Source organism: Pseudomonas sp. LP_7_YM, assembly GCF_004364435.1.
GTDB lineage: Bacteria > Pseudomonadota > Gammaproteobacteria > Pseudomonadales > Pseudomonadaceae > Aquipseudomonas.
Genome location: NZ_SOCT01000002.1, coordinates 797,158 through 816,037, shown reverse-complemented (window position 1 = coordinate 816,037; position 18,880 = coordinate 797,158). Strand labels below are relative to the sequence as shown.

Sequence of the window (18,880 nt, the reverse complement as noted above, 5' to 3'; positions counted from 1 at the left end):
GATGAACAAGGATCAGGCCGTTACAAGCAGGCATTATTCGGGGGAGGATCTTCTGAAGGCGTTGGCGTAGGCCCGGATGGCCTGCGCCAGGAAATACAGCAGGAAATCAGTCCGACGGACCGGAGGCTTCAGGCTTGAGATCGTGACCCGCTTCAGGATCGCGCTTGCGCTTGTTGCCCATGCGCACGCCAATGTCCATCAGGAACTGGAAGAAGCCCTCCTGATCCTCCAGCACGTTGCTCCAGAACGGCGAGTGGTACAACGCCACCGCGCCATGCACCAGCGCCCAGGCGGCGCAGTAATGGAAGTACGGGGGCACGTCCTCAAGCTTGCCTTCGCAGATCCGGCCCTTGATCAGCAGGGTCAAGTGTTCGAAGTTCGAGGCGCGAATCTTGTGCAGTTGTTCGACCATCTCAGGCACTTGATTGCCCTTGACCACTTTCTCTTCCAGCCGGTCGAAAAGACGATACCGCTGCGGATCGCGCATGCGAAATTCGAAATAGGCGCGGGAAAGCGCTTCCTTGTCCTTGTCGACATCAGCCGAATGCAGCAGCTCATTCAGATCACGCTCGTAGTCGAGCATCAGGCGCAAGTAGATCTCGGCCTTGGATTTGAAATGCTTATAGATAGTGCCTTTGCCAATACCTACGGCATCCGCAATCATCTCGACAGTGACGCTGTCTTCACCTTGCTCGAGAAACAGCTTTAACGCGGTATCGAGAATTTCTTGCTCACGGCGTCGAAACTCACGGACCTTACGAGGTTCTTTGTGCATAGAAAGAGGCTGTGGATTCAAAATCGAAGTCACACAGTATGCCTGACCTGCTAAAAAATGCACGACTCCTGCGACAATGTTCACGCACAAGACTCCATCAAGCTCATCAGCCACCTTTTTGACTGCAGCTCTTGCGCTGGTCCCGACCATCAAACTGGCGTTGCACGCTTTGAGGTATCAAGAATATCTTGGGTATTCCAAAACTGTTTAAAAAATGTACAGCTCGGGCTGGACGCCTTTGGAATATGACCAATACTTAAATTCGCTGATGCAGCATCTCCCCCAAGTGCAACATCGGTAAAGGCACCCATGGATAGCGTGTCTTTGTTTTACTCCTAATGGTCTTAACCCGGATTCCCCCCCCAGAACCCGGGTTTTTTTTGCCCTTGATCTGGCGTGAAACCAATTCTGTCTCAGGCGGGCTTGACCCGGGCCAGCGGGAACAGCCGCTTGAAGTTCTCGGTGGTCTGCTCGGAAAAGCGCTCGAAGCTTTCGCCGCGCAACATCGCCAGAAATTCCGCGACCTCGCGCACGTATTGCGGCAGGTTGGGCTTGCCGCGATAAGGAATGGGCGCCAGATACGGCGAGTCGGTTTCAACCAGCAGGCGATCCGCTGGTACTTTGCTCGCGACATCGCGCAGTGCGTCGGCGTTGCGGAAGGTCACAATGCCGGACAAGGAAATATAGAAACCCAGGTCCAGCGCAGCCTTGGCCATGTCCCAGTCTTCGGTGAAGCAATGGAGCACGCCCGCCTGGGGCAGCGCAGCTTCGCGCAGCAGTTGCAGGGTGTCGGCACGAGCGGCCCGGGTGTGGATGACGACCGGCCTGCCGGTGACGCTGGCCGCCTGCAGGTGCAGACGGAACGAAGCCTGCTGCAACTCGGCCGCTTGCGGCTCGTAGTGGTAATCCAGTCCGGTTTCGCCAATTGCGACTACACGCGGGTGGTTCAACTCGTCCAGCAGCCACTCCAGCGCAGGCTCTTCGCCGGGTTTGAGGTCGAGCGGGTGAATGCCGACCGAGCAGTCCACATCTTCATAGCGATCAGCCAGGGCCTTGACCCCGGCCGCGTTGTCGGCGCTGACGCCGATGCACAGAAAATGACCCACACCCCGTCCACGCGCCGCGTCCAGAGCGTTATCCAGAGAGCCTGCGTGTTCAGTGAGGTCAAGGCGATCGAGGTGACAATGGGAATCTACGAGCATGGGAACCGGAACAATTACATCGTGTGAGTAGGACGGTCGGATTTGAGAGCACCGGCCAGATAGTTTTCGATCATGTTGCGGGCGGTATTGTCGCCATCGTTGAACTGCACGCCGACGCCCGCCGCCCGGTTGCCCTGGGCGCCCTTGGGAGTGATCCAGGTGACTTTACCCGCGACCGGAATCTTTTCAGGTTCGTCCATGAGGTTGAGCAGCATGAACACCTCGTCCCCCAGCTTGTAGCTTTTGCTGGTCGGGATAAACAGTCCGCCATTCTTGATGAACGGCATGTAAGCGGCATACAGGACAGACTTGTCCTTGATCGTCAAGGACAGGATGCCGTTACGTGGACCCGGGCTCAGGGGGACGCTCATCTCAACTTCCTCGTGGATACTGATGTCATGCAGATGGCCAGTCTAACCCTGTCCGGTCAGAGATGCCCACTGCACCAGTAACGCTTCGAGCAACAAAACCCGATTCAGGTTTGCTTTGGACAATACTTTCTGGCGCTGCATGAGCACCCAGTCTTGCATGGCCAACACTTTGCGTTGCGGTGATTTCTGCGCCAGGTACTGCAATACCTTGCGCATGTCGGCCAGTCCCAGGCCGCTTTCGTCGTCGGTGAGCTGGTAGCGCAGGATGAGATTCGACCAGTCACAGAACCAGTCGAAAAGCAGCAAAAGCGGAATGTCTTTCCAGCCCTCGGCCAACTGCGTAGGCGACTGCTGCCCCTTGAGCAGCTTCTTGACGCCATCTACCACCAGCGTTCGTTGCCCGCGAACGCCTTGCGCCTGAAGACTGATCGCAGCCAGTGGCGAACCGGCCGCCAGCGTCAGAAGCTCGACGCGTTCGTCCTCGGTGCATTCCGGCAGCGCGTCAGCAAGCCAGGCCACACTCATCGCCTCGCTTGGCAGGGGACAAGCCTGCTGCACACAGCGGCTCTTGACGGTGGGCAATAACCGGCTGGGCTGGTGGCTGACCAGCAACATAACGGTGTTGCCGGACGGTTCTTCGAGGCTTTTGAGCAAGGCGTTGGCAGCATTGATGTTCATTGACTCCACAGGCTCGATCAGCACTACCTTTCGCCCGCCCATCTGCGCGGTTTGCACCACGAAACTGACCAGATCACGAACCTGATCGACCTTGATCGCTTTATCCGCCTCTTCCGGCTCCAGAATGTAGTTGTCCGGGTGACTGCCAGCGGTCAGCAATGAGCAAGACTTGCATTGCCCACAAGCTTCAAGCCCCTGCGAGTGCTGACACAGCAGCAGAAACATCAGGCGCTCGGCCAGCGCTCGCTTGCCAATACCCGCCGGACCGTGCAGCAAATAGGCATGGGCATGTTGCGTGCGACCGGCAAGTTGCTGCCAGAGGTTTGCCTGCCAGGGATAAACCTTAGCCATGCTGACGGTCCGCCAGCAGTTCCAACAGCTCCGGCAACAGAGAGTCGAGGGAAGCCTGCACCTGAGCCAGCGGCAGCGCGGCGTCCACCAGACGATAACGCTCGGGCGCTGCCGCAGCCCGGTTCAGATAGGTGCTGCGTACCGCATCGAAAAACACGCGACCTTCCTGCTCGAAGCGATCCAGCCTGCCACGGGCACTCGCCCGGGCCAGTCCGACTTCCACTGGCAGGTCGAACACGAGGGTCAGATTCGGGCGCAGATCGCCCTGGACGAAATTTTCCAGGGCAGCGATACGCTCTACAGACAGGCCACGGCCGCCTCCCTGGTAGGCGTAAGTAGCATCGGTGAATCTGTCACACAGAACCACCGCGCCGCGGGCGAGCGCCGGGCGGATCACCTCGGCCAGATGCTGCGCGCGCGCTGCGAACACCAGCAACAGTTCAGTATCGGCATCCATCCTTTCATCACTGGGTGCCAGCAGCAGCTCACGAATGCGCTCGGCCAGCGGCGTGCCACCGGGTTCGCGGGTCAGCACAACATCAACGCCGTGGCTGCGCAGACGCTCGGCCAGGTATTCACGATTGGTGCTCTTGCCCGCGCCTTCCGGACCTTCCAGCGTAATAAACAAACCAGTCACAGGCAGTCCTTCATCAAATTCATTGCGGGCTCGACTCGCCTTTCACAGCCTTGCCACTGGCTTGGGCAGATGGCGCCGGTTGATCGCTATCGGGTTTCCCGGCGGCAGATTGCTTAGCCGCCTTGTCTTCGGAAGTATTCTGTTCCGGCACCTTCTGCTCAGGCAACGGCGATTGCGGCAATGGCGCATGGAGAGAAGGCACTGCTTCCTTCCCGGAGTTTTCAGTGCTCGGCACCGAATCCGTGCCCGGAGGCGGTAAGCCGCCAGATGCCGGACTGGAGCGGTAATCGGCACGGCGCTTGAGCTGGTACTCCTTGACCGCCGCATTATGGGCGTCGAGATCGGCAGAAAAGACGTGGCTGCCATCGCCACGCGCCACGAAATACAGGCTGTTTCCCGGCACCGGATTCATCGCCGCGTGGATCGCCTCACGTCCGACCATGGAGATCGGTGTCGGCGGCAGCCCGGCGATCACGTACGTGTTGTACGGCGTAGCCTCTTTCAGAAACGCGCGTGTAATCTTGCCGTTGTAGCGCTCGCCGAGACCGTAAATAACAGTAGGATCTGTCTGCAGCAGCATGCCCTGCTGCAGACGACGCACGAACACTCCTGCAATCTGCCCTCGCTCCTGAGGCACGCCGGTTTCCTTTTCCACCAGCGACGCCATGATCAGCGCCTGATAGGGGTCGACATAGGGCACATCGGCGGCGCGCTTTTCCCACTCCTCCTGCAACACTTCGTCGAGTCGGGTGTACGCCTGCTTGAGCAGCTCGACGTCGGTCATGCCCCGCACGTAGCGATAGGTATCAGGGAAGAAGCGACCTTCAGGGAAAACATTTGGATGACCGATTTTCGCCATCAACTCGCTGTCGCTGAGGTTGACGAGGGTTTGCTCAAGCTTCGCCTGTCTGGCCAGCGCGGCGCGCACCTGACGGAAATTCCAGCCCTCCACCAAGGTCAGGCTGTACTGCACAACCTCACCTTTTTCCCACATCACCAGCAGAGATTTCGCGTTCATGCCCGGCGTCATGCGGTATTCGCCGCTGTGCAGGGACTGGCCGGAGAAGTTGAAACGCCAGTACAGACGCAGCCAGAACGCATCCTTGATGACACCATCGGTCTGCAGCCGGTTGAGCATTCCGGTGGGCGACGCGCCCGAAGGCACATCGAGCAGTTGCTCTTGATTCAGTTTCAGGGGTTGTTGCAGCGCGCTGTTCTGTTGCCAGAATGCCAGACCCAGTAGCAGCCCCGCCAGAATCACACCTGCTTCCAGCAAGACAAATAATTTTCGGATCACGAATCAGATATCCAGAAGCCCGCGAACAAGGTTTTGCAGTTTACGGGTGACAGGGCCAACCGGCCAGTTCAGTTGCTCGAAAGCGCACACGGGCCAGATGCCATAAACGCTGTTGCAGACGAATACCTCGTCTGCCCGCCGCAGGTCAGACATGTACAGGTCCAGCGCCCGTACCGGCAGGTCCATCTGCTCGGCCAATACCAGTATCTCGGCACGCATGACGCCCGCTACGCCGCAACGGGTCAGGTCCGCAGTCAGCAACACGTCGCCTGTGATCAAAAACAGATTGCTGTAAACCGCCTCGACGAGACGCCCCGTTGTGTCACGCATCAAGCCCTCGGCGTGCTCGCCATCGTGCCACTCACCGCGGGCGATGACCTGCTCCAGGCGATTGAGATGCTTGAGGCCGGCCAACAGTGGCTGTTCGGCAAGACGAGTCCGACATGGGAACAGTCGAATACCTTGCTTTGCATTCTCGCAAGGATAGACAGGCGCCGGACTGGCCTGCAGCATACGTCGGGCCTGTGCGCCCGTGACAGGCGCATAACCCCGCAGGCCGTCGCCGCGCGTGACGATCAGCTTCATCACGCCTTCACCCATTTGCGCCGCGAACGCCCGGCATTCGCTATCGATCAGCGACAGGTCGAGCGCCAGCGCCAGGCGCCTGCCGCCCAGCGTCAGACGCTGAAGGTGACGCTCGAATAGCAATGGCGCGCCCGCCTTGACCAGAATGGTCTCGAAGAGACCGTCACCGTAGGCCAATCCCCGGTCCTTCAAGGACAGGGCGTCGGCCGGGACGCCATCGATCCAGCTCAGGGTCATTCCGCGAACCGGCGGAACACCAGCGAGCCATTGGTGCCGCCAAATCCGAACGAGTTGGACACCACAACATCGATGGGCATGTTGCGCGGCTCGTGGGGCACGAAGTCGAGGTCGCATCCTTCGCTAGGCTCATCGAGGTTGATCGTCGGTGGCGCGACCTGACCGTTGATTGCCAGCACGCTGAAGATCGCTTCAATGGCACCGGCCGCGCCCAGCAGGTGACCGGTCATGGATTTGGTCGAACTGACTGCCAGTTTATAGGCGTGCTCGCCGAACACCGATTTGATGGCGTGGACTTCTGCCAGGTCGCCTGCAGGCGTGGAAGTCCCGTGAGCATTGATGTACTGGACCTGATCGGGACGAACCTTGGCGTCTCGTAGCGCATTGGTAACGCAGCGCGCAGCACCGGCACCGTCTTCCGGTGGCGAGGTCATGTGGAACGCATCGCCGCTCATGCCAAAACCGATCAACTCCGCATAGATGGTCGCACCGCGTGCCTTGGCGTGTTCCAGCTCTTCGAGCACCAGCGCGCCAGCGCCGTCGGACAGCACGAAACCGTCACGGCCCTGGTCCCACGGACGGCTGGCACGGGTCGGCTCATCGTTGCGCGTCGACAGCGCACGCGAGGCACCGAACCCGCCCATGCCCAGACCGCACGCCGCCATTTCGGCGCCACCGGCGATCATCACATCGGCTTCGTCATAAGCAATGTTGCGCGCGGCCATGCCAATGCAGTGCGTACTGGTTGTACAGGCGGTTGTGATGGCGTAATTCGGACCCTGTGCGCCCAGGTGGATCGACAGGAAGCCGGAAATCATGTTGATGATCGAGCCCGGAACGAAAAACGGGGAGATCTTGCCCGGCCCCTGCTCGTGCAGCAGACGGCTGGTGTTTTCGATGTTGGTCAGACCACCGATACCCGAGCCCATGGCAACGCCGATACGCTCACGGTTCGCATCCGTGATTTCGATACCGGCATTGCGTACCGCCTGAAAGCTGGCAGCCAGGCCGTACTGAATGAACAGGTCCAGACGCCGCGCCTCCTTGGGGGACAGGTAATCCTCGACCTTGAATCCTTTGACCGAACCGCCAAAGCGAGTGGTGTAAGCCGAAAGGTCCGTGTGTTCGATAAGGCCAATGCCACTCCGGCCAGCCAGAATGCCTTGCCAGGTGCTGGGCACATCATTGCCCAGTGGCGTCAGCATACCCATACCGGTGACCACGACGCGTCTACGCGACACAGGACTCTCCTTTTTTCTATTGACGAAACGCTGCCCTGTTAAAGAAAAAACCGCACGCCTGAGGCAGTGCGGTTTTTCCATGACAGCGAGCAACGATTACAAAAGCTTACGCCTGATGGGCAGTAACGTAATCGATAGCAGCTTGAACGGTGGTGATCTTTTCAGCTTCTTCGTCAGGGATTTCGGTCTCGAATTCCTCTTCCAGAGCCATCACCAGCTCAACGGTGTCAAGGGAGTCGGCACCCAGGTCTTCAACGAAAGAAGCAGTGTTGACCACTTCCTCAGATTTGACGCCAAGTTGTTCAGCAACGATTTTCTTGACGCGCTCTTCGATGGTGCTCATACCGTGTTTTAACTCCTAGTGGACAAATTCAGGCAGCTGGCCGATGGGTAAGTGTATAGAAGAGGTTTTGCGCATTTCAAGCTAAACGCAATTTCCGCTACGCCATCAATCCTCTGCCCGTTAATAGATTTCAGCTTTATAACGGATTTTAGACAGCCCGTATGACATTTTTTCAGTACGGGAAGTCACATGTACATGCCGCCGTTAACGGGGATTGTAGCCCCGGTAACGTAGCCTGCACCTTCCGAGGCAAGAAAAGCGACCACATGCGCGATCTCTTCGGCCTGCCCCAGTCGGCCCAGAGGGATCTGAGCCGTCAGGGAATCACGCTGTGCTTCCGGCAACTCGCGGGTCATATCGGTATCGATAAAACCGGGCGTTACCGAATTCACGGTCACTGCCCTCGAACCGACTTCACGCGCCAGCGCGCGACTGAAACCTTCCAGACCCGCTTTCGCGGCGGCGTAGTTTACTTGACCGGCGTTGCCCATGGCACCCACTACCGAACCGATGCTGATGATCCGCCCCCAACGTGCCTTGGTCATCCCGCGCAGAACGCCCTTGGTCAGGCGAAACAGGCTGCTCAGGTTGGTATTGATGACGTCATGCCACTCGTCATCCTTCATGCGCATCATCAGGTTGTCACGAGTGATGCCGGCGTTATTGACCAGGATCAAAGGTGCGCCGACACGCTCGGTAATCTGTGCCAGCGCGGCGCTGACGGACTGGTCGCTGCCGACATCCAGCGCCAGCCCGAAGCCTTCCACACCGTTTTCCTTGAAGTAGGCGGTGATCTTCTCGGCACCGGCCTCGGACGTTGCAGTGCCCACGACGATTGCGCCGTTACGACCCAGCTCCAGAGCGATAGCCCGGCCAATGCCACGGCTCGCGCCGGTGACCAGTGCAACTTTACCCTGACTCATGGTGTTCTCCTTATCAGGCCAGCGCCGCACGGGTGGCGGCGAAAGCTTCCGGGGTATTGAGGTTATGAGTGACCACGCCGTCGGCGCAACGCTTGTTCAGACCAGCCAATACCTTGCCTGGGCCGCACTCGACCAACTGCAATGCGCTGCTGGCGGCCAGGGTCTGGACCGACTCCACCCAGCGCACCGGTTTGTACAGCTGCTGCAGCAAATCACTTTTAAGGGTGTCCAGGTCCGAGACCACGCTGGCGCTAACGTTCTGCACCAGCGGGATTTGCGGCGCCTGCCAGTCGATGGCGGCAACGGACTCGGCAAAACGCTCCGCAGCCGGGCGCATCAGCTCACAGTGCGAAGGTACGCTGACCAGTAGCGGCAGTGCACGCTTGGCACCCTTGGCCTTGCATACCTCGATTGCACGATCGACCGCAGCCTTGGCACCGGCGATGACCACCTGACCTGGCGAGTTGAAGTTGACCGCGCTGACCACATCGCCCTGAGCCGCTTCATTGCAGGCGGCGATGACATCGGAATCTTCCAGGCCGAGAATTGCAGCCATGCCCCCCTGCCCCGCAGGCACGGCTTGCTGCATCAACTGACCACGACGCTCAACCAGCTTGACCGCGTCAGCCAGCGACAAGCTGCCTGCGGCTACCAGGGCGCTGTATTCACCCAGGCTGTGACCGGCAACGAATGCTGGACGCGCGCCGCCCTCTGCAAGCCACAGACGCCACAGAGCGATGGAGGCGGTCAGAATGGCCGGCTGGGTTTTGTCAGTCTGGTTGAGGTTTTCTTCCGACCCCTGCTGGGTCAGCGCCCACAGGTCATAACCCAAAGCATCTGAAGCTTCTTTGAACGTGTCCAGAACCAGCGGGTACTGCGCGCCCAGCTCGGCAAGCATGCCGAGGGACTGCGAGCCCTGGCCCGGAAAGACGAATGCGACGGAAGCAGACATTGACAAGCCCCTGATTATTGTCGTCGAAAAGAACGTCCGGCCATTCCGAACGCGAGGTAATTCAAAGTGTTGCGAATGGATCGTAGGATGACCCGGCAGTCACAGGGGTCACATTCTAGCGCAACACACCCTATAGCAACGTTTCCAGGCGAGCATGCAAGCGCTCCGGCAAATTCTCCTGAATTTCGATCAGGGCACGCTGAATTGCACTTTGAAAGCCCTGCACACCTGCCGAGCCATGACTTTTCACTACAATGCCCTGCAAGCCGAGAAAACTGGCCCCGTTGTGTCGCGCTGGCGCCAGATCGGCCTTCAGACGCCTGAGCAGCGGCATGGCCAATAACCCAACGGCCCTGGACAACGCGTTCTGCTGGAACAGGGTTTCAATTCGCTCACCGATCATGATCGCCAGACCCTCGCTGGACTTGAGCAGGATATTGCCCACGAAGCCGTCACAGACCACTACATCGGCCTCGCCGCGATAGAGCCCGTCGCCTTCCACGAAACCGATGTAATTGAGCCCCGGCGCGGCCTGCAAGAGACTGGAAGCCAGCTTGACCTGCTGATTACCCTTGATGTCTTCGGTACCGATATTGAGCAGTGCGACCTTTGGCCGCTCAACGCCCAACGTTTCGGCAGCCACCGAACCCATCACGGCGAACTGATAAAGGTTTTCCGCACTGCAATCGACGTTGGCCCCCAGGTCCAGCAACTGGCAATAGCCACGCTGCGTAGGGATGGCCGCGACCATTGCCGGGCGATCAATGCCAGGCAGTGTCTTGAGGACGAATCGCGACAGCGCCATCAGCGCTCCCGTGTTCCCGGCACTCACGCAGGCCTGGGCGTCACCTTCGGCCAACAGTCGCAACGCTACGCGCATGGACGAGTCAGGCTTGCCTCGCAGGGCAAGGGAAGGACGGTCATCCATCGTGATGATCTCGCTGGCATTGACGACGAGCAGGCGCGACCGATCAACACCGGAATGGCGTGCGATGAGCTCTTCAAGAAAGGGGGCTTGACCGACGAGGGTCAGATGGAGCGAAGGTGAAGCAAACAGGCAGGCAACGCTAGCCTGAACAATGCTGCGGGGACCGAAGTCCCCGCCCATTGCGTCGATCGCGATGACCGGAGCGGACAAGAAATTACTCGTCAGCGCCCTTGTCGATCACTTTACGGCCACGGTATACGCCTTCTGGCGATACGTGGTGACGCAGGTGAATTTCACCCGTGGTTTTTTCTACAGACAGAGTGCTAGCCTCGAGAGCGTCGTGCGAACGACGCATGTCACGGGCAGAGCGGGATTTTTTGTTCTGCTGAACAGCCATAATTGATTAACTCCTAAACGTTTGGGTCACGCTTTAACTGCGCCAATACACTGAACGGGTTGGACCGCATTACCTCGTCCACGCTCGGCTCGGGCTCATCGGCGCCCGCCGGCTGCTGGCATTCTTTCGGATCATGAACAGGAACAATGGGTAAGGCGAGCAGAAGCTCCTCCTCGATCAAAGCCTGCAGATCCAATGGATCTTCGCCGAGTTCCAGCACGTCATAGCCTTTCGGCAACGACTGGGTATTTGCACCCTCCTTCACCACGACGTAACTGCATTCGCTGTGAATCGGCAGGGTGACCAGCTCAAGACAACGCTGGCAAACCATTTTGACTTCGACGTCGATTTCGCTGTGGATAACCACGGCGCGGCGTTCGTCTCGTTCAAAAACGAATTTCGCCTGCACTGTACCGAGATTGTCAGCAAGCGGGTCGCAGAGTCTCTCCAAATCAGCCAGCAGCAGCTCTCCCTGAAGAGTAGTGCCACGGTCAGCTAATTTGCGCGGGTCAACGTGAGGTGGAATCGGGTCATTCAACATAGGCGCAGCATTCTAGGGACGAGCCCTGCGACTGTCAAAGGAAATTCAGGGCTGTTCGCAACCTGACCTGCTGATTACACTCAACTTTCACCTGTCGGAGATCCCCATGCTGCCTTTGCTGCTCGCTTCCAGCTCATCTTATCGCCGGCAATTGCTTGACCGCCTGCGCCTGCCGTTCGTCAGCGCGTCCCCGAACATCGATGAAAGTCACCGCCCCAACGAGGCGGCCAGAGACCTGGTGATGCGCCTGGCCCAGAAAAAAGCCACGGCTCTATCGGCGCAATTTTCCGACCATCTGATCATCGGCTCAGATCAAGTAGCGGTGCTGGACGAGCAGATCCTTGGCAAACCCCACACCTTCGAGCGTGCGCTGCAGCAACTGATTGCCAGCAGTGGCAAGCGCGTGACATTTCTCACAGGTCTTGCGCTGTATAACAGCCGCACCGGACAATGCCAGGTCGACTGCGTCCCTTTTACGGTCCACATGCGCCAACTGGATCACGCGCGGATCAGCCGCTACCTTCACGCTGAGCAACCCTATGACTGCGCAGGCAGCTTCAAGGCCGAAGGCTTGGGCATAAGCTTGTTTCACAGCACCGAAGGCCCCGACGCCACCAGCCTGATCGGTCTTCCTTTAATAAGGCTGGTAGACATGTTGGCAGCAGAAGGCGTGGATGTACCGTAATCAATGATTCAAAGCTACAAAAAACCCGGCCATTGGCCGGGCTTTTTTATCAATCACAGCGAATCAGCGTAGCGACGGCCCATTGAAACCCGCCCACATGGCGATCTGTTCGGCAACGCTGGAGCCCAGCTTCTTGGAGAACCGATCGAAGGGCGACTCCTGCACGGTGTAGTCCACCATTTCCTTCTCGCCGATCACGTCGCGAGCTACAGAACTGGCACTGCCCAAACCATCCACCAACCCTAGCGCGACAGCCTGCTCGCCAGTCCAGACCAGCCCGGAAAACAGCTCTGGATGCTCCTTATCTTTCAGGCGATCGCCACGACCTGCCTTCACACTGGCAATGAACTGTTTGTGGGTGGTATCCAGAACGCCCTGCCAGAAAGCTGTCTCGTCAGGCTTGGGTGGCTGGAACGGATCGAGGAACGCCTTATGTTCACCCGATGTGTAAGTGCGACGGTCCACACCAAGCTTTTCCATGGTACCCACGAAACCGAAACCGGCTGCGGTGACACCTATAGAGCCCACCAGGCTCGCCTTGTCGGCGTAGATCTGATCGGCCGCACTGGCAATGTAATACGCACCAGAGGCGCCTAGATCGGTAATCACGGCGTAAACCTTGATGTCCGGTTTCTTCGCACGCAAACGGCGGATTTCATCGTAAATGTAGCCCGACTGCACAGGGCTGCCGCCCGGACTGTTGATACGCAGGATCACGCCCTTGGTTTTCTCATCATCGAAAGCCGCACGCAGGCTGCCGATGATATTGTCGGCGCTCGCCGCTTCGGTGTCGGCGATCATGCCCTTAACCTCGATCAGCGCAGTGTGGCTGGCCTTGCGCGACGCGCCCTTACCGAAATCCATCAGCGGCGAGAACATTGCCAGGGCTATGAACAGGTAAACGAAGGTCAGAGACTTGAAGAAAATCCCCCACCGCCGGGTACGACGATGCTCCTGAACATTGGCCAGCAATGTCTTTTCCAAGAGCTTCCAGCTTTTTGCATCACCTTTATCGTCGCGCTCTTGCGAAGACGGTGACTTCCATTCATCCGACATAGATCAATTACCCCAACAACGAAGATTCGGCAGTGCGCGCACCCAGCCAGGTACGCAATTCGGAAAAATGCTCTATCGCCAGGCGTGGTTCGTACTGCAGCAACGAACTCAGGGCCTGGGCACCATAACCGACCGCCACCGAATCCATGCCCGCATTGCGCGCCATCAGCAGATCGAACGAGGCGTCGCCGATCATCAGGGCTTTTTGCGGGGCAACGCCACACTGCTGCAGGATTTCGTTGAGCATGAGCGGATCGGGCTTGCTCGCGGTTTCATCGGCGGCACGAGTCGCGTCGAAATAATCGAGCCAGCCATGGGCTTTGAGTACGCGATCCAGCCCGCGGCGTGCCTTTCCGGTTGCAACCGCCATGCGATAGCCCTCGGCACGAAACGCCTCCAGCGACTCCAGCACGCCCTCGAACAACCTGGACGGCTCGGCATCCATGGCCATGTAACTGTCGGCATAGTGCTGCCGAAAGTCGATCAGGTCGTTGGCCGTGATGTCCGGGTAAAGGGTGCGGATTGCCTCAGGCAGTCCCAGACCGATGATGCCTTTTATCGCGCGATCATCGCGTACCGGGCGGCGCGCAAGGTCGGCTGCCTGGCGCATGGCATCGACGATGCGACCGATGGAATCGGACAGCGTACCGTCCCAGTCGAATACCAGCAGTTCGTAATCAGGGCGCACTCAACAATCGCTCCACGGTCCTGGCCCACATCTCATCGACAGGTGCCTCCAGTTTCAGCTCGCCACCGTCGGGCAGCGGCACGGTCAGGGCATAAGCATGCAGGAATAGCCGCTTGCCGCCCAGTTCGCGAATCTCACGAGTGAAATCCTCATCGCCGTATTTGCTGTCACCAGCGATGCTGTGCCCGGCGTGCAGCGCGTGCACGCGAATCTGGTGGGTGCGGCCAGTGATAGGACGCGCCTCGATCATCGTCGCGAAGTCACCAAAGCGCCGCAGCACCTTGAACAGGGTCAATGCTTCCTTACCCTCTTCGTTCACCTCGACCATGCGTTCGCCGGAGCGCAGATTGCTTTTGAGCAACGGCGCGCGAACCTGTTTTTGCGAGGCAGGCCAGTTGCCACGGACCAACGCCATATAGCGCTTATCGACACCGTCGCCGCGCAACTGCTCGTGCAAGTGGCGCAACATGCTGCGTTTTTTCGCGATCATCAACAGCCCGGAAGTGTCTCGATCCAGGCGATGGACCAGTTCCAGTTCCTTGGCATCGGGGCGCAACTGACGAAAGGCCTCAATGACGCCGAAACTCAGCCCGCTTCCGCCGTGAACCGCAATGCCCGCAGGCTTGTTGAGCACGATCAGGCCTTTGTCTTCGTGAACGATAGCCGCTTCCAGGCGCTGCAACAGACCTTGCGCTACCGGCACAGGCTCGTCGCGCTCGGGCACCCGGACAGGTGGAACGCGCACGATGTCGCCAGCCTGAAGCTTGTACTCTGGCTTGATCCGCCCCTTGTTCACCCGCACTTCGCCTTTGCGCAATATGCGGTAAATCAAGGTCTTGGGAACACCCTTGAGGTACGTGATCAGAAAATTATCGATGCGTTGACCGGCAAATTCCGGCGCAACCTCTACCAGCTGAACGCCGGGGGTTGGGGGGGTGATATTTGTCATGGCGCAAATCATAACAATTTTTTATGGATTTGAAGCACTTAATGATTGCTGCTATAGTCGCGAACGCCGCCAAAAGCGGCCTGGGCAGAGGACAAACGGCCCTGACCAACGCAATTCACAAGGGCGCGAGGCCGTCCTACGAGGCTTTCGGTGACAACGGAAGATCAGTGAGCGTAACGAGCGCAGGTGACATAAGGCCTGAAACAAGCCTGATCGCGGAGTGAATCACTCGCCATCAAGGCCCACGTTCAAGGCCAGTTCACAAAGTGCAGTCGCTGGCGATCGCTCCGGGCGAATACTTCGGAAACCACGCCTTGATATGAGTCATGAGGCGCGAACTTCCATCGAAGAACGCGTAAATGCAAACCCGCTGCGGATTCAGCGCGCGGCAGCACCCGAATTATCAGGGATACGTGTGGGGCGGAGACGCACAACCGTCGGACTGTGTAGCAAACGGCTTTATTCAAGACGCTTCATATCGTCCGCTACCGATGGTTGATTCCTCCTCCTGACAAAGCTTTTGCTGACAGGGTGTCATTTGTCACCACAGCAAGCAGGAAACGTCGTCGCGACTACGGCCCCGCTGGTCGGATATCGCTAGACACTGGAGTGTTCAAGCACTCCTGACGCGCCCTGACACCGACCGTGAGAAGTCGTGTGTGCCGAACGCCGTTTCCGGCAGCCCGGAAACCGACGGTACTACATGAAAAGAATGCTGATTAACGCAACTCAACCCGAAGAGTTGCGTGTTGCGCTGGTAGACGGCCAGCGCCTATACGACCTGGACATCGAATCCGGGGCCCGCGAACAGAAGAAGGCCAACATCTATAAAGGCCGGATCACGCGTATCGAGCCCAGCCTTGAAGCGGCTTTTGTCGACTTCGGCTCCGAGCGTCACGGCTTTCTGCCGCTGAAAGAAATCTCCCGCGAATACTTCAAAAAGTCCCCGGAAGGGCGCGTCAACATCAAGGACGTCCTGAGCGAAGGCCAGGAAGTCATCGTTCAGGTTGAAAAAGAAGAGCGTGGCAACAAGGGCGCAGCCCTGACCACCTTCATCAGCCTGGCCGGCCGTTACCTGGTGCTGATGCCGAACAATCCACGTGCCGGTGGCATCTCTCGCCGTATCGAAGGCGAAGAGCGCAACGAACTGCGTGAAGCGCTCAACGGCCTGATCGCACCTGCCGACATGGGCCTGATCGTGCGCACTGCCGGCCTTGGCCGCAGCAGCGAAGAAATGCAGTGGGACCTCGATTACCTGCTGCAACTGTGGACCGCCATCAAGGAAGCGTCCCTGGATCGCGCCGCCCCGTTCCTGATCTATCAGGAAAGCAACGTCATCATCCGCGCCATCCGCGACTACCTGCGCCAAGACATCGGTGAGGTCCTGATTGACAGCGTCGAAGCCCAGGAAGAAGCCCTGACCTTCATCCGCCAGGTAATGCCGCAGTACGCCAGCAAGATCAAACTGTACGAAGACAGCGTTCCGCTGTTCAACCGCTTCCAGATCGAAAGCCAGATCGAAACCGCCTTCCAGCGCGTCGTTGAACTGCCTTCCGGTGGCTCCATCGTCATCGATCCGACCGAAGCGCTGGTGTCCATCGACATCAACTCGGCGCGCGCCACCAAAGGCAGCGACATCGAAGAAACCGCTCTGCAGACCAACCTTGAAGCGGCTGAGGAAATCGCCCGTCAGTTGCGTCTGCGGGATATCGGCGGCCTGATCGTCATCGACTTTATCGACATGACCCCTGCCAAGAACCAGCGCGCCGTGGAAGAGAAAGTCCGCGAGAGCCTGGAAGCCGACCGCGCCCGCGTTCAGGTTGGCCGCATCTCGCGCTTCGGCCTGCTTGAGATGTCCCGTCAGCGCCTGCGCCCATCCCTGGGCGAAAGCAGCGGCATCGTCTGCCCGCGCTGCAACGGTACCGGCATCATCCGTGACGTCGAGTCGCTGTCGCTGGCAATCCTGCGTCTGATCGAAGAAGAAGCCCTGAAAGACCGCACTGCCGAAGTGCGTGCTCAAGTGCCGATCCCGGTCGCTGCGTTCCTGCTCAACGAAAAACGCAACTCGATCACCAAGATCGAACTGCGCACCCGTGCACGCATCATTATCCTGCCGAACGATCATCTCGAGACACCGCACTTTGAAGTGCAGCGTCTGCGCGATGACAGCCCGGAAGCCCACAGCCTGCAATCCAGCTACGAAATCGCTGCTGCCGCTGCGGAAGTGGAAGAAGTTCAGCCGGCCGCGGCAACGCGCACGCTGGTTCGCCAGGAAGCTGCGGTCAAGACCGCCCCGGCACGCGCTAACGCTCCGGTGCCTGCCGAAGCCGCCGCCGCGCCGGTCGCCCCAGCCCCAGCCCCAGCCCCAGCCCCTGTGACCCATGAACCAAGCCTGTTCAAAGGCCTGGTAAAATCGCTGGTCAGTTTGTTCGCTACCAGGGAAGAGCCTGTCGCCCCGGCCGCAGTGGTTGAAAAACCGGTTGCCGAGCGTCCTGCCCGCAACGAAGAACGTCGTAACGGTCGTCAGCAGAGTCGCAGCCGAAACGGTCGCCGCGATGAAGAGCGCAAGCCGCGCGAAGAACGCGCACCGCGTACCGAACGTGAAGAACGCACACCGCGCGAAGAGCGTGCTCCTCGTGAAGAACGTGCTGCCCGCGAGCCACGTGAGGCCCGTGAAGAAACTGCAGCGCCGCGCGAAGAGCGTCCGGCACGTGCTGAACGCGCACCGCGCGCTGGCCGTGAAGACCGCAAGCCGCGTGAAGAGCGCGTACGTGAACTGCGTGAGCCACTGGATGCCGCCCCGGCCGTCAATGTGCCTCGAGAAGAACGTCCGGAGCGCGCTCCGCGTGAAGAGCGTCAGCCGCGTCCGCCGCGTGAAGAGCGTCAACCTCGCACCGAGCAGGCCGCAGCAGTTTCCGAAGACGAAACGCTGTTGAACAACGAAGAGCAACTGGATGAAAGCCAGGAGCATGCCGAAGGCGATCGCCCTCGTCGTCGTTCCCGTGGGCAGCGTCGTCGTAGCAACCGTCGCGAGCGTCAGCGTGATGCCAACGGTGATGTGATCGAAGGCTCGGAAGGTGAAGGTTCGGAAGAAACGGCTGAAGCCTTGAACGATGGCGTTCGCAGCGAAGACAACAGCGCGCAAATCGCTGCGGGTCTGGCTGTAACCGTTGCTGTTGCTGAAACCGTAGTCAGTGCCCCGGCAGAAGCCGAGGCTCATCGCCAGGCTGAACGCGCAACAGCAACGGTCGAAGCGCCAGTCGTTGAAGCGACGCCCGCCGCGACAGCTGAAGCGCCCGTGCAAGCCCCTGTCGTTGAAAGCCCTGTCGTCGAAGCCCCTGCTGTCGAAGATCAGGCGACCGCCACCAAGCATTCGGTCATGCCGGAAGTTGAAGTGGCACAGTTCGATGCTTCTCTTAGCCCGTTCGAGCGTCAGGTAAAAGCGGCTGCCGAAGCCGAGCAGCTTGAAACTCCTGCTGCGGTAGAGGCGCCTGTTTTCGCTCACGCTCCAGCCGCCGCTACAGCCCCAGAAGCTCCGGTTTCAGCCCCCGTGGTCGAAGCGCCAGCAATATCCGTAGAAGCGCCAAAAGCCGCTGAGCCGGTTGCAGAGCCAGTCGCTGAACACCCAGTGGTGCAATCCCCGTTCGTCGAGGCATCTACTGCCGCGCCGGAAATCGTCGCAGCTCCTGTTGCTGTAGAGCCTGCACCTGCGGCCGTTGCAGCTGAAATGCCTGCCCTGCCGATGGCCAGCACCGGTCGCGCGCCGAACGATCCTCGTGAAGTTCGCCGTCGTCGTCTGGAGGCTGAACGCCTGCAGAAGGAAGCCGAGGCTAACGCCGCTGCGGTACCGCAGGTCGCAACCCCTGCTGCGGCAGAAGCTGTCGCCACACCGGCCCCAGCCGCTGACGAGCACGTCGCGCCGGTCAAGGAAGGTGTGATCGAGCTCGGTGCAGAAGCCGAAGAAAACAAAGATTCCAAATCGCCTTTGTAATCTTCAGTAAATCGAAAGCCCCATCTGTGTGAGCAGATGGGGCTTTTTTATAC

At 59.2% G+C, this 18,880-nt stretch carries 20 protein-coding genes; 2 read left to right on the top strand and 18 right to left on the bottom strand.

The features are described from left to right. Positions 1 to 106: 106 nt before the first annotated feature. From EC915_RS08810 to EC915_RS08745, 15 genes are all read right to left on the bottom strand, one after another. Positions 107 to 775: a TetR/AcrR family transcriptional regulator gene (locus EC915_RS08810; protein WP_133750130.1), complete on the bottom strand. Its 669-nt coding sequence runs from the start codon at positions 773 to 775 to the stop codon at positions 107 to 109. A gap of 149 nt (positions 776 to 924) precedes the next feature. Beyond that, the gene (locus EC915_RS24800; RefSeq protein WP_166650947.1) at positions 925 to 1,086 is read right to left on the bottom strand and encodes a hypothetical protein; all 162 of its coding nucleotides are present in this window, start codon (positions 1,084 to 1,086) and stop codon (positions 925 to 927) included. Between the two features lie 102 nt (positions 1,087 to 1,188). Then, positions 1,189 to 1,977, bottom strand: coding sequence for a TatD family hydrolase (locus EC915_RS08805; protein ID WP_133750129.1), 789 nt, complete (start codon positions 1,975 to 1,977; stop codon positions 1,189 to 1,191). Positions 1,978 to 1,991: 14 nt separating this feature from the next. After that, the gene (locus EC915_RS08800) at positions 1,992 to 2,348 is read right to left on the bottom strand and encodes a PilZ domain-containing protein (protein WP_037011754.1); all 357 of its coding nucleotides are present in this window, start codon (positions 2,346 to 2,348) and stop codon (positions 1,992 to 1,994) included. A gap of 42 nt (positions 2,349 to 2,390) precedes the next feature. Beyond that, a complete protein-coding gene (locus tag EC915_RS08795; RefSeq protein WP_133750128.1) occupies positions 2,391 to 3,377 on the bottom strand; it encodes a DNA polymerase III subunit delta' in 987 nt (328 codons plus the stop codon). Next, entirely contained in the window at positions 3,370 to 4,014 is a 645-nt protein-coding gene (gene tmk, locus EC915_RS08790) for a dTMP kinase (RefSeq protein WP_133750127.1), read from the bottom strand. Before tmk ends, EC915_RS08795 begins: the two co-directional genes overlap by 8 nt. Positions 4,015 to 4,033: 19 nt before the next feature. Then, the gene (mltG, locus tag EC915_RS08785; RefSeq protein ID WP_133750126.1) at positions 4,034 to 5,311 is read right to left on the bottom strand and encodes an endolytic transglycosylase MltG; all 1,278 of its coding nucleotides are present in this window, start codon (positions 5,309 to 5,311) and stop codon (positions 4,034 to 4,036) included. Positions 5,312 to 5,314: 3 nt separating this feature from the next. After that, positions 5,315 to 6,133 (bottom strand): aminodeoxychorismate lyase, encoded by an 819-nt coding sequence (gene pabC, locus EC915_RS08780; protein WP_133750125.1) that lies wholly within the window; start codon positions 6,131 to 6,133, stop codon positions 5,315 to 5,317. Further along, entirely contained in the window at positions 6,130 to 7,374 is a 1,245-nt protein-coding gene (fabF, locus tag EC915_RS08775) for a beta-ketoacyl-ACP synthase II (protein WP_133750124.1), read from the bottom strand. The genes pabC and fabF overlap by 4 nt, the downstream gene beginning before the upstream one ends. A gap of 106 nt (positions 7,375 to 7,480) precedes the next feature. Next, on the bottom strand, positions 7,481 to 7,717 hold the full coding sequence (gene acpP, locus EC915_RS08770; RefSeq protein ID WP_087265500.1) for an acyl carrier protein: 237 nt from the start codon (positions 7,715 to 7,717) through the stop codon (positions 7,481 to 7,483). A gap of 185 nt (positions 7,718 to 7,902) precedes the next feature. Next, on the bottom strand, positions 7,903 to 8,640 hold the full coding sequence (fabG, locus tag EC915_RS08765) for a 3-oxoacyl-ACP reductase FabG (RefSeq protein ID WP_133750123.1): 738 nt from the start codon (positions 8,638 to 8,640) through the stop codon (positions 7,903 to 7,905). 13 nt (positions 8,641 to 8,653) lie between these two features. Next, the gene (fabD, locus tag EC915_RS08760; protein WP_133750122.1) at positions 8,654 to 9,592 is read right to left on the bottom strand and encodes an ACP S-malonyltransferase; all 939 of its coding nucleotides are present in this window, start codon (positions 9,590 to 9,592) and stop codon (positions 8,654 to 8,656) included. A 130-nt stretch (positions 9,593 to 9,722) separates the two neighbouring features. Next, positions 9,723 to 10,730: a phosphate acyltransferase PlsX gene (plsX, locus tag EC915_RS08755; protein WP_133750121.1), complete on the bottom strand. Its 1,008-nt coding sequence runs from the start codon at positions 10,728 to 10,730 to the stop codon at positions 9,723 to 9,725. Between the two features lie 4 nt (positions 10,731 to 10,734). Then, positions 10,735 to 10,917: a 50S ribosomal protein L32 gene (rpmF, locus tag EC915_RS08750; protein WP_002552688.1), complete on the bottom strand. Its 183-nt coding sequence runs from the start codon at positions 10,915 to 10,917 to the stop codon at positions 10,735 to 10,737. 13 nt (positions 10,918 to 10,930) lie between these two features. After that, on the bottom strand, positions 10,931 to 11,458 hold the full coding sequence (locus EC915_RS08745; RefSeq protein ID WP_133750120.1) for a YceD family protein: 528 nt from the start codon (positions 11,456 to 11,458) through the stop codon (positions 10,931 to 10,933). A 106-nt stretch (positions 11,459 to 11,564) separates the two neighbouring features. Here EC915_RS08745 and EC915_RS08740 point away from each other — a divergent pair, with 106 nt between their 5' ends. Next, positions 11,565 to 12,143: a nucleoside triphosphate pyrophosphatase gene (locus tag EC915_RS08740; protein WP_166650946.1), complete on the top strand. Its 579-nt coding sequence runs from the start codon at positions 11,565 to 11,567 to the stop codon at positions 12,141 to 12,143. Positions 12,144 to 12,206: 63 nt separating this feature from the next. Here the strand turns inward: EC915_RS08740 and sppA are convergent, their stop codons facing one another. Genes sppA through rluC form a run of 3 tightly spaced genes read right to left on the bottom strand, consistent with a single transcriptional unit; the run spans position 12,207 to position 14,836 of the window. Further along, positions 12,207 to 13,199 carry a signal peptide peptidase SppA gene (gene sppA, locus EC915_RS08735; protein WP_133750118.1) on the bottom strand — a complete coding sequence of 331 codons (993 nt, stop codon included), beginning with the start codon at positions 13,197 to 13,199 and terminating at the stop codon, positions 12,207 to 12,209. 7 nt (positions 13,200 to 13,206) lie between these two features. Continuing rightward, complete coding sequence (locus EC915_RS08730; RefSeq protein WP_133750117.1) at positions 13,207 to 13,887, bottom strand: HAD-IA family hydrolase; 681 nt, start codon at positions 13,885 to 13,887, stop codon at positions 13,207 to 13,209. Then, on the bottom strand, positions 13,877 to 14,836 hold the full coding sequence (gene rluC / locus EC915_RS08725) for a 23S rRNA pseudouridine(955/2504/2580) synthase RluC (protein ID WP_133750116.1): 960 nt from the start codon (positions 14,834 to 14,836) through the stop codon (positions 13,877 to 13,879). The genes EC915_RS08730 and rluC overlap by 11 nt, the downstream gene beginning before the upstream one ends. A gap of 703 nt (positions 14,837 to 15,539) precedes the next feature. Between rluC and rne the strand changes: the two genes are divergently transcribed. After that, the gene (gene rne, locus EC915_RS08720) at positions 15,540 to 18,827 is read left to right on the top strand and encodes a ribonuclease E (protein WP_218568074.1); all 3,288 of its coding nucleotides are present in this window, start codon (positions 15,540 to 15,542) and stop codon (positions 18,825 to 18,827) included. The last annotated feature ends 53 nt before the right edge of the window (positions 18,828 to 18,880 follow it).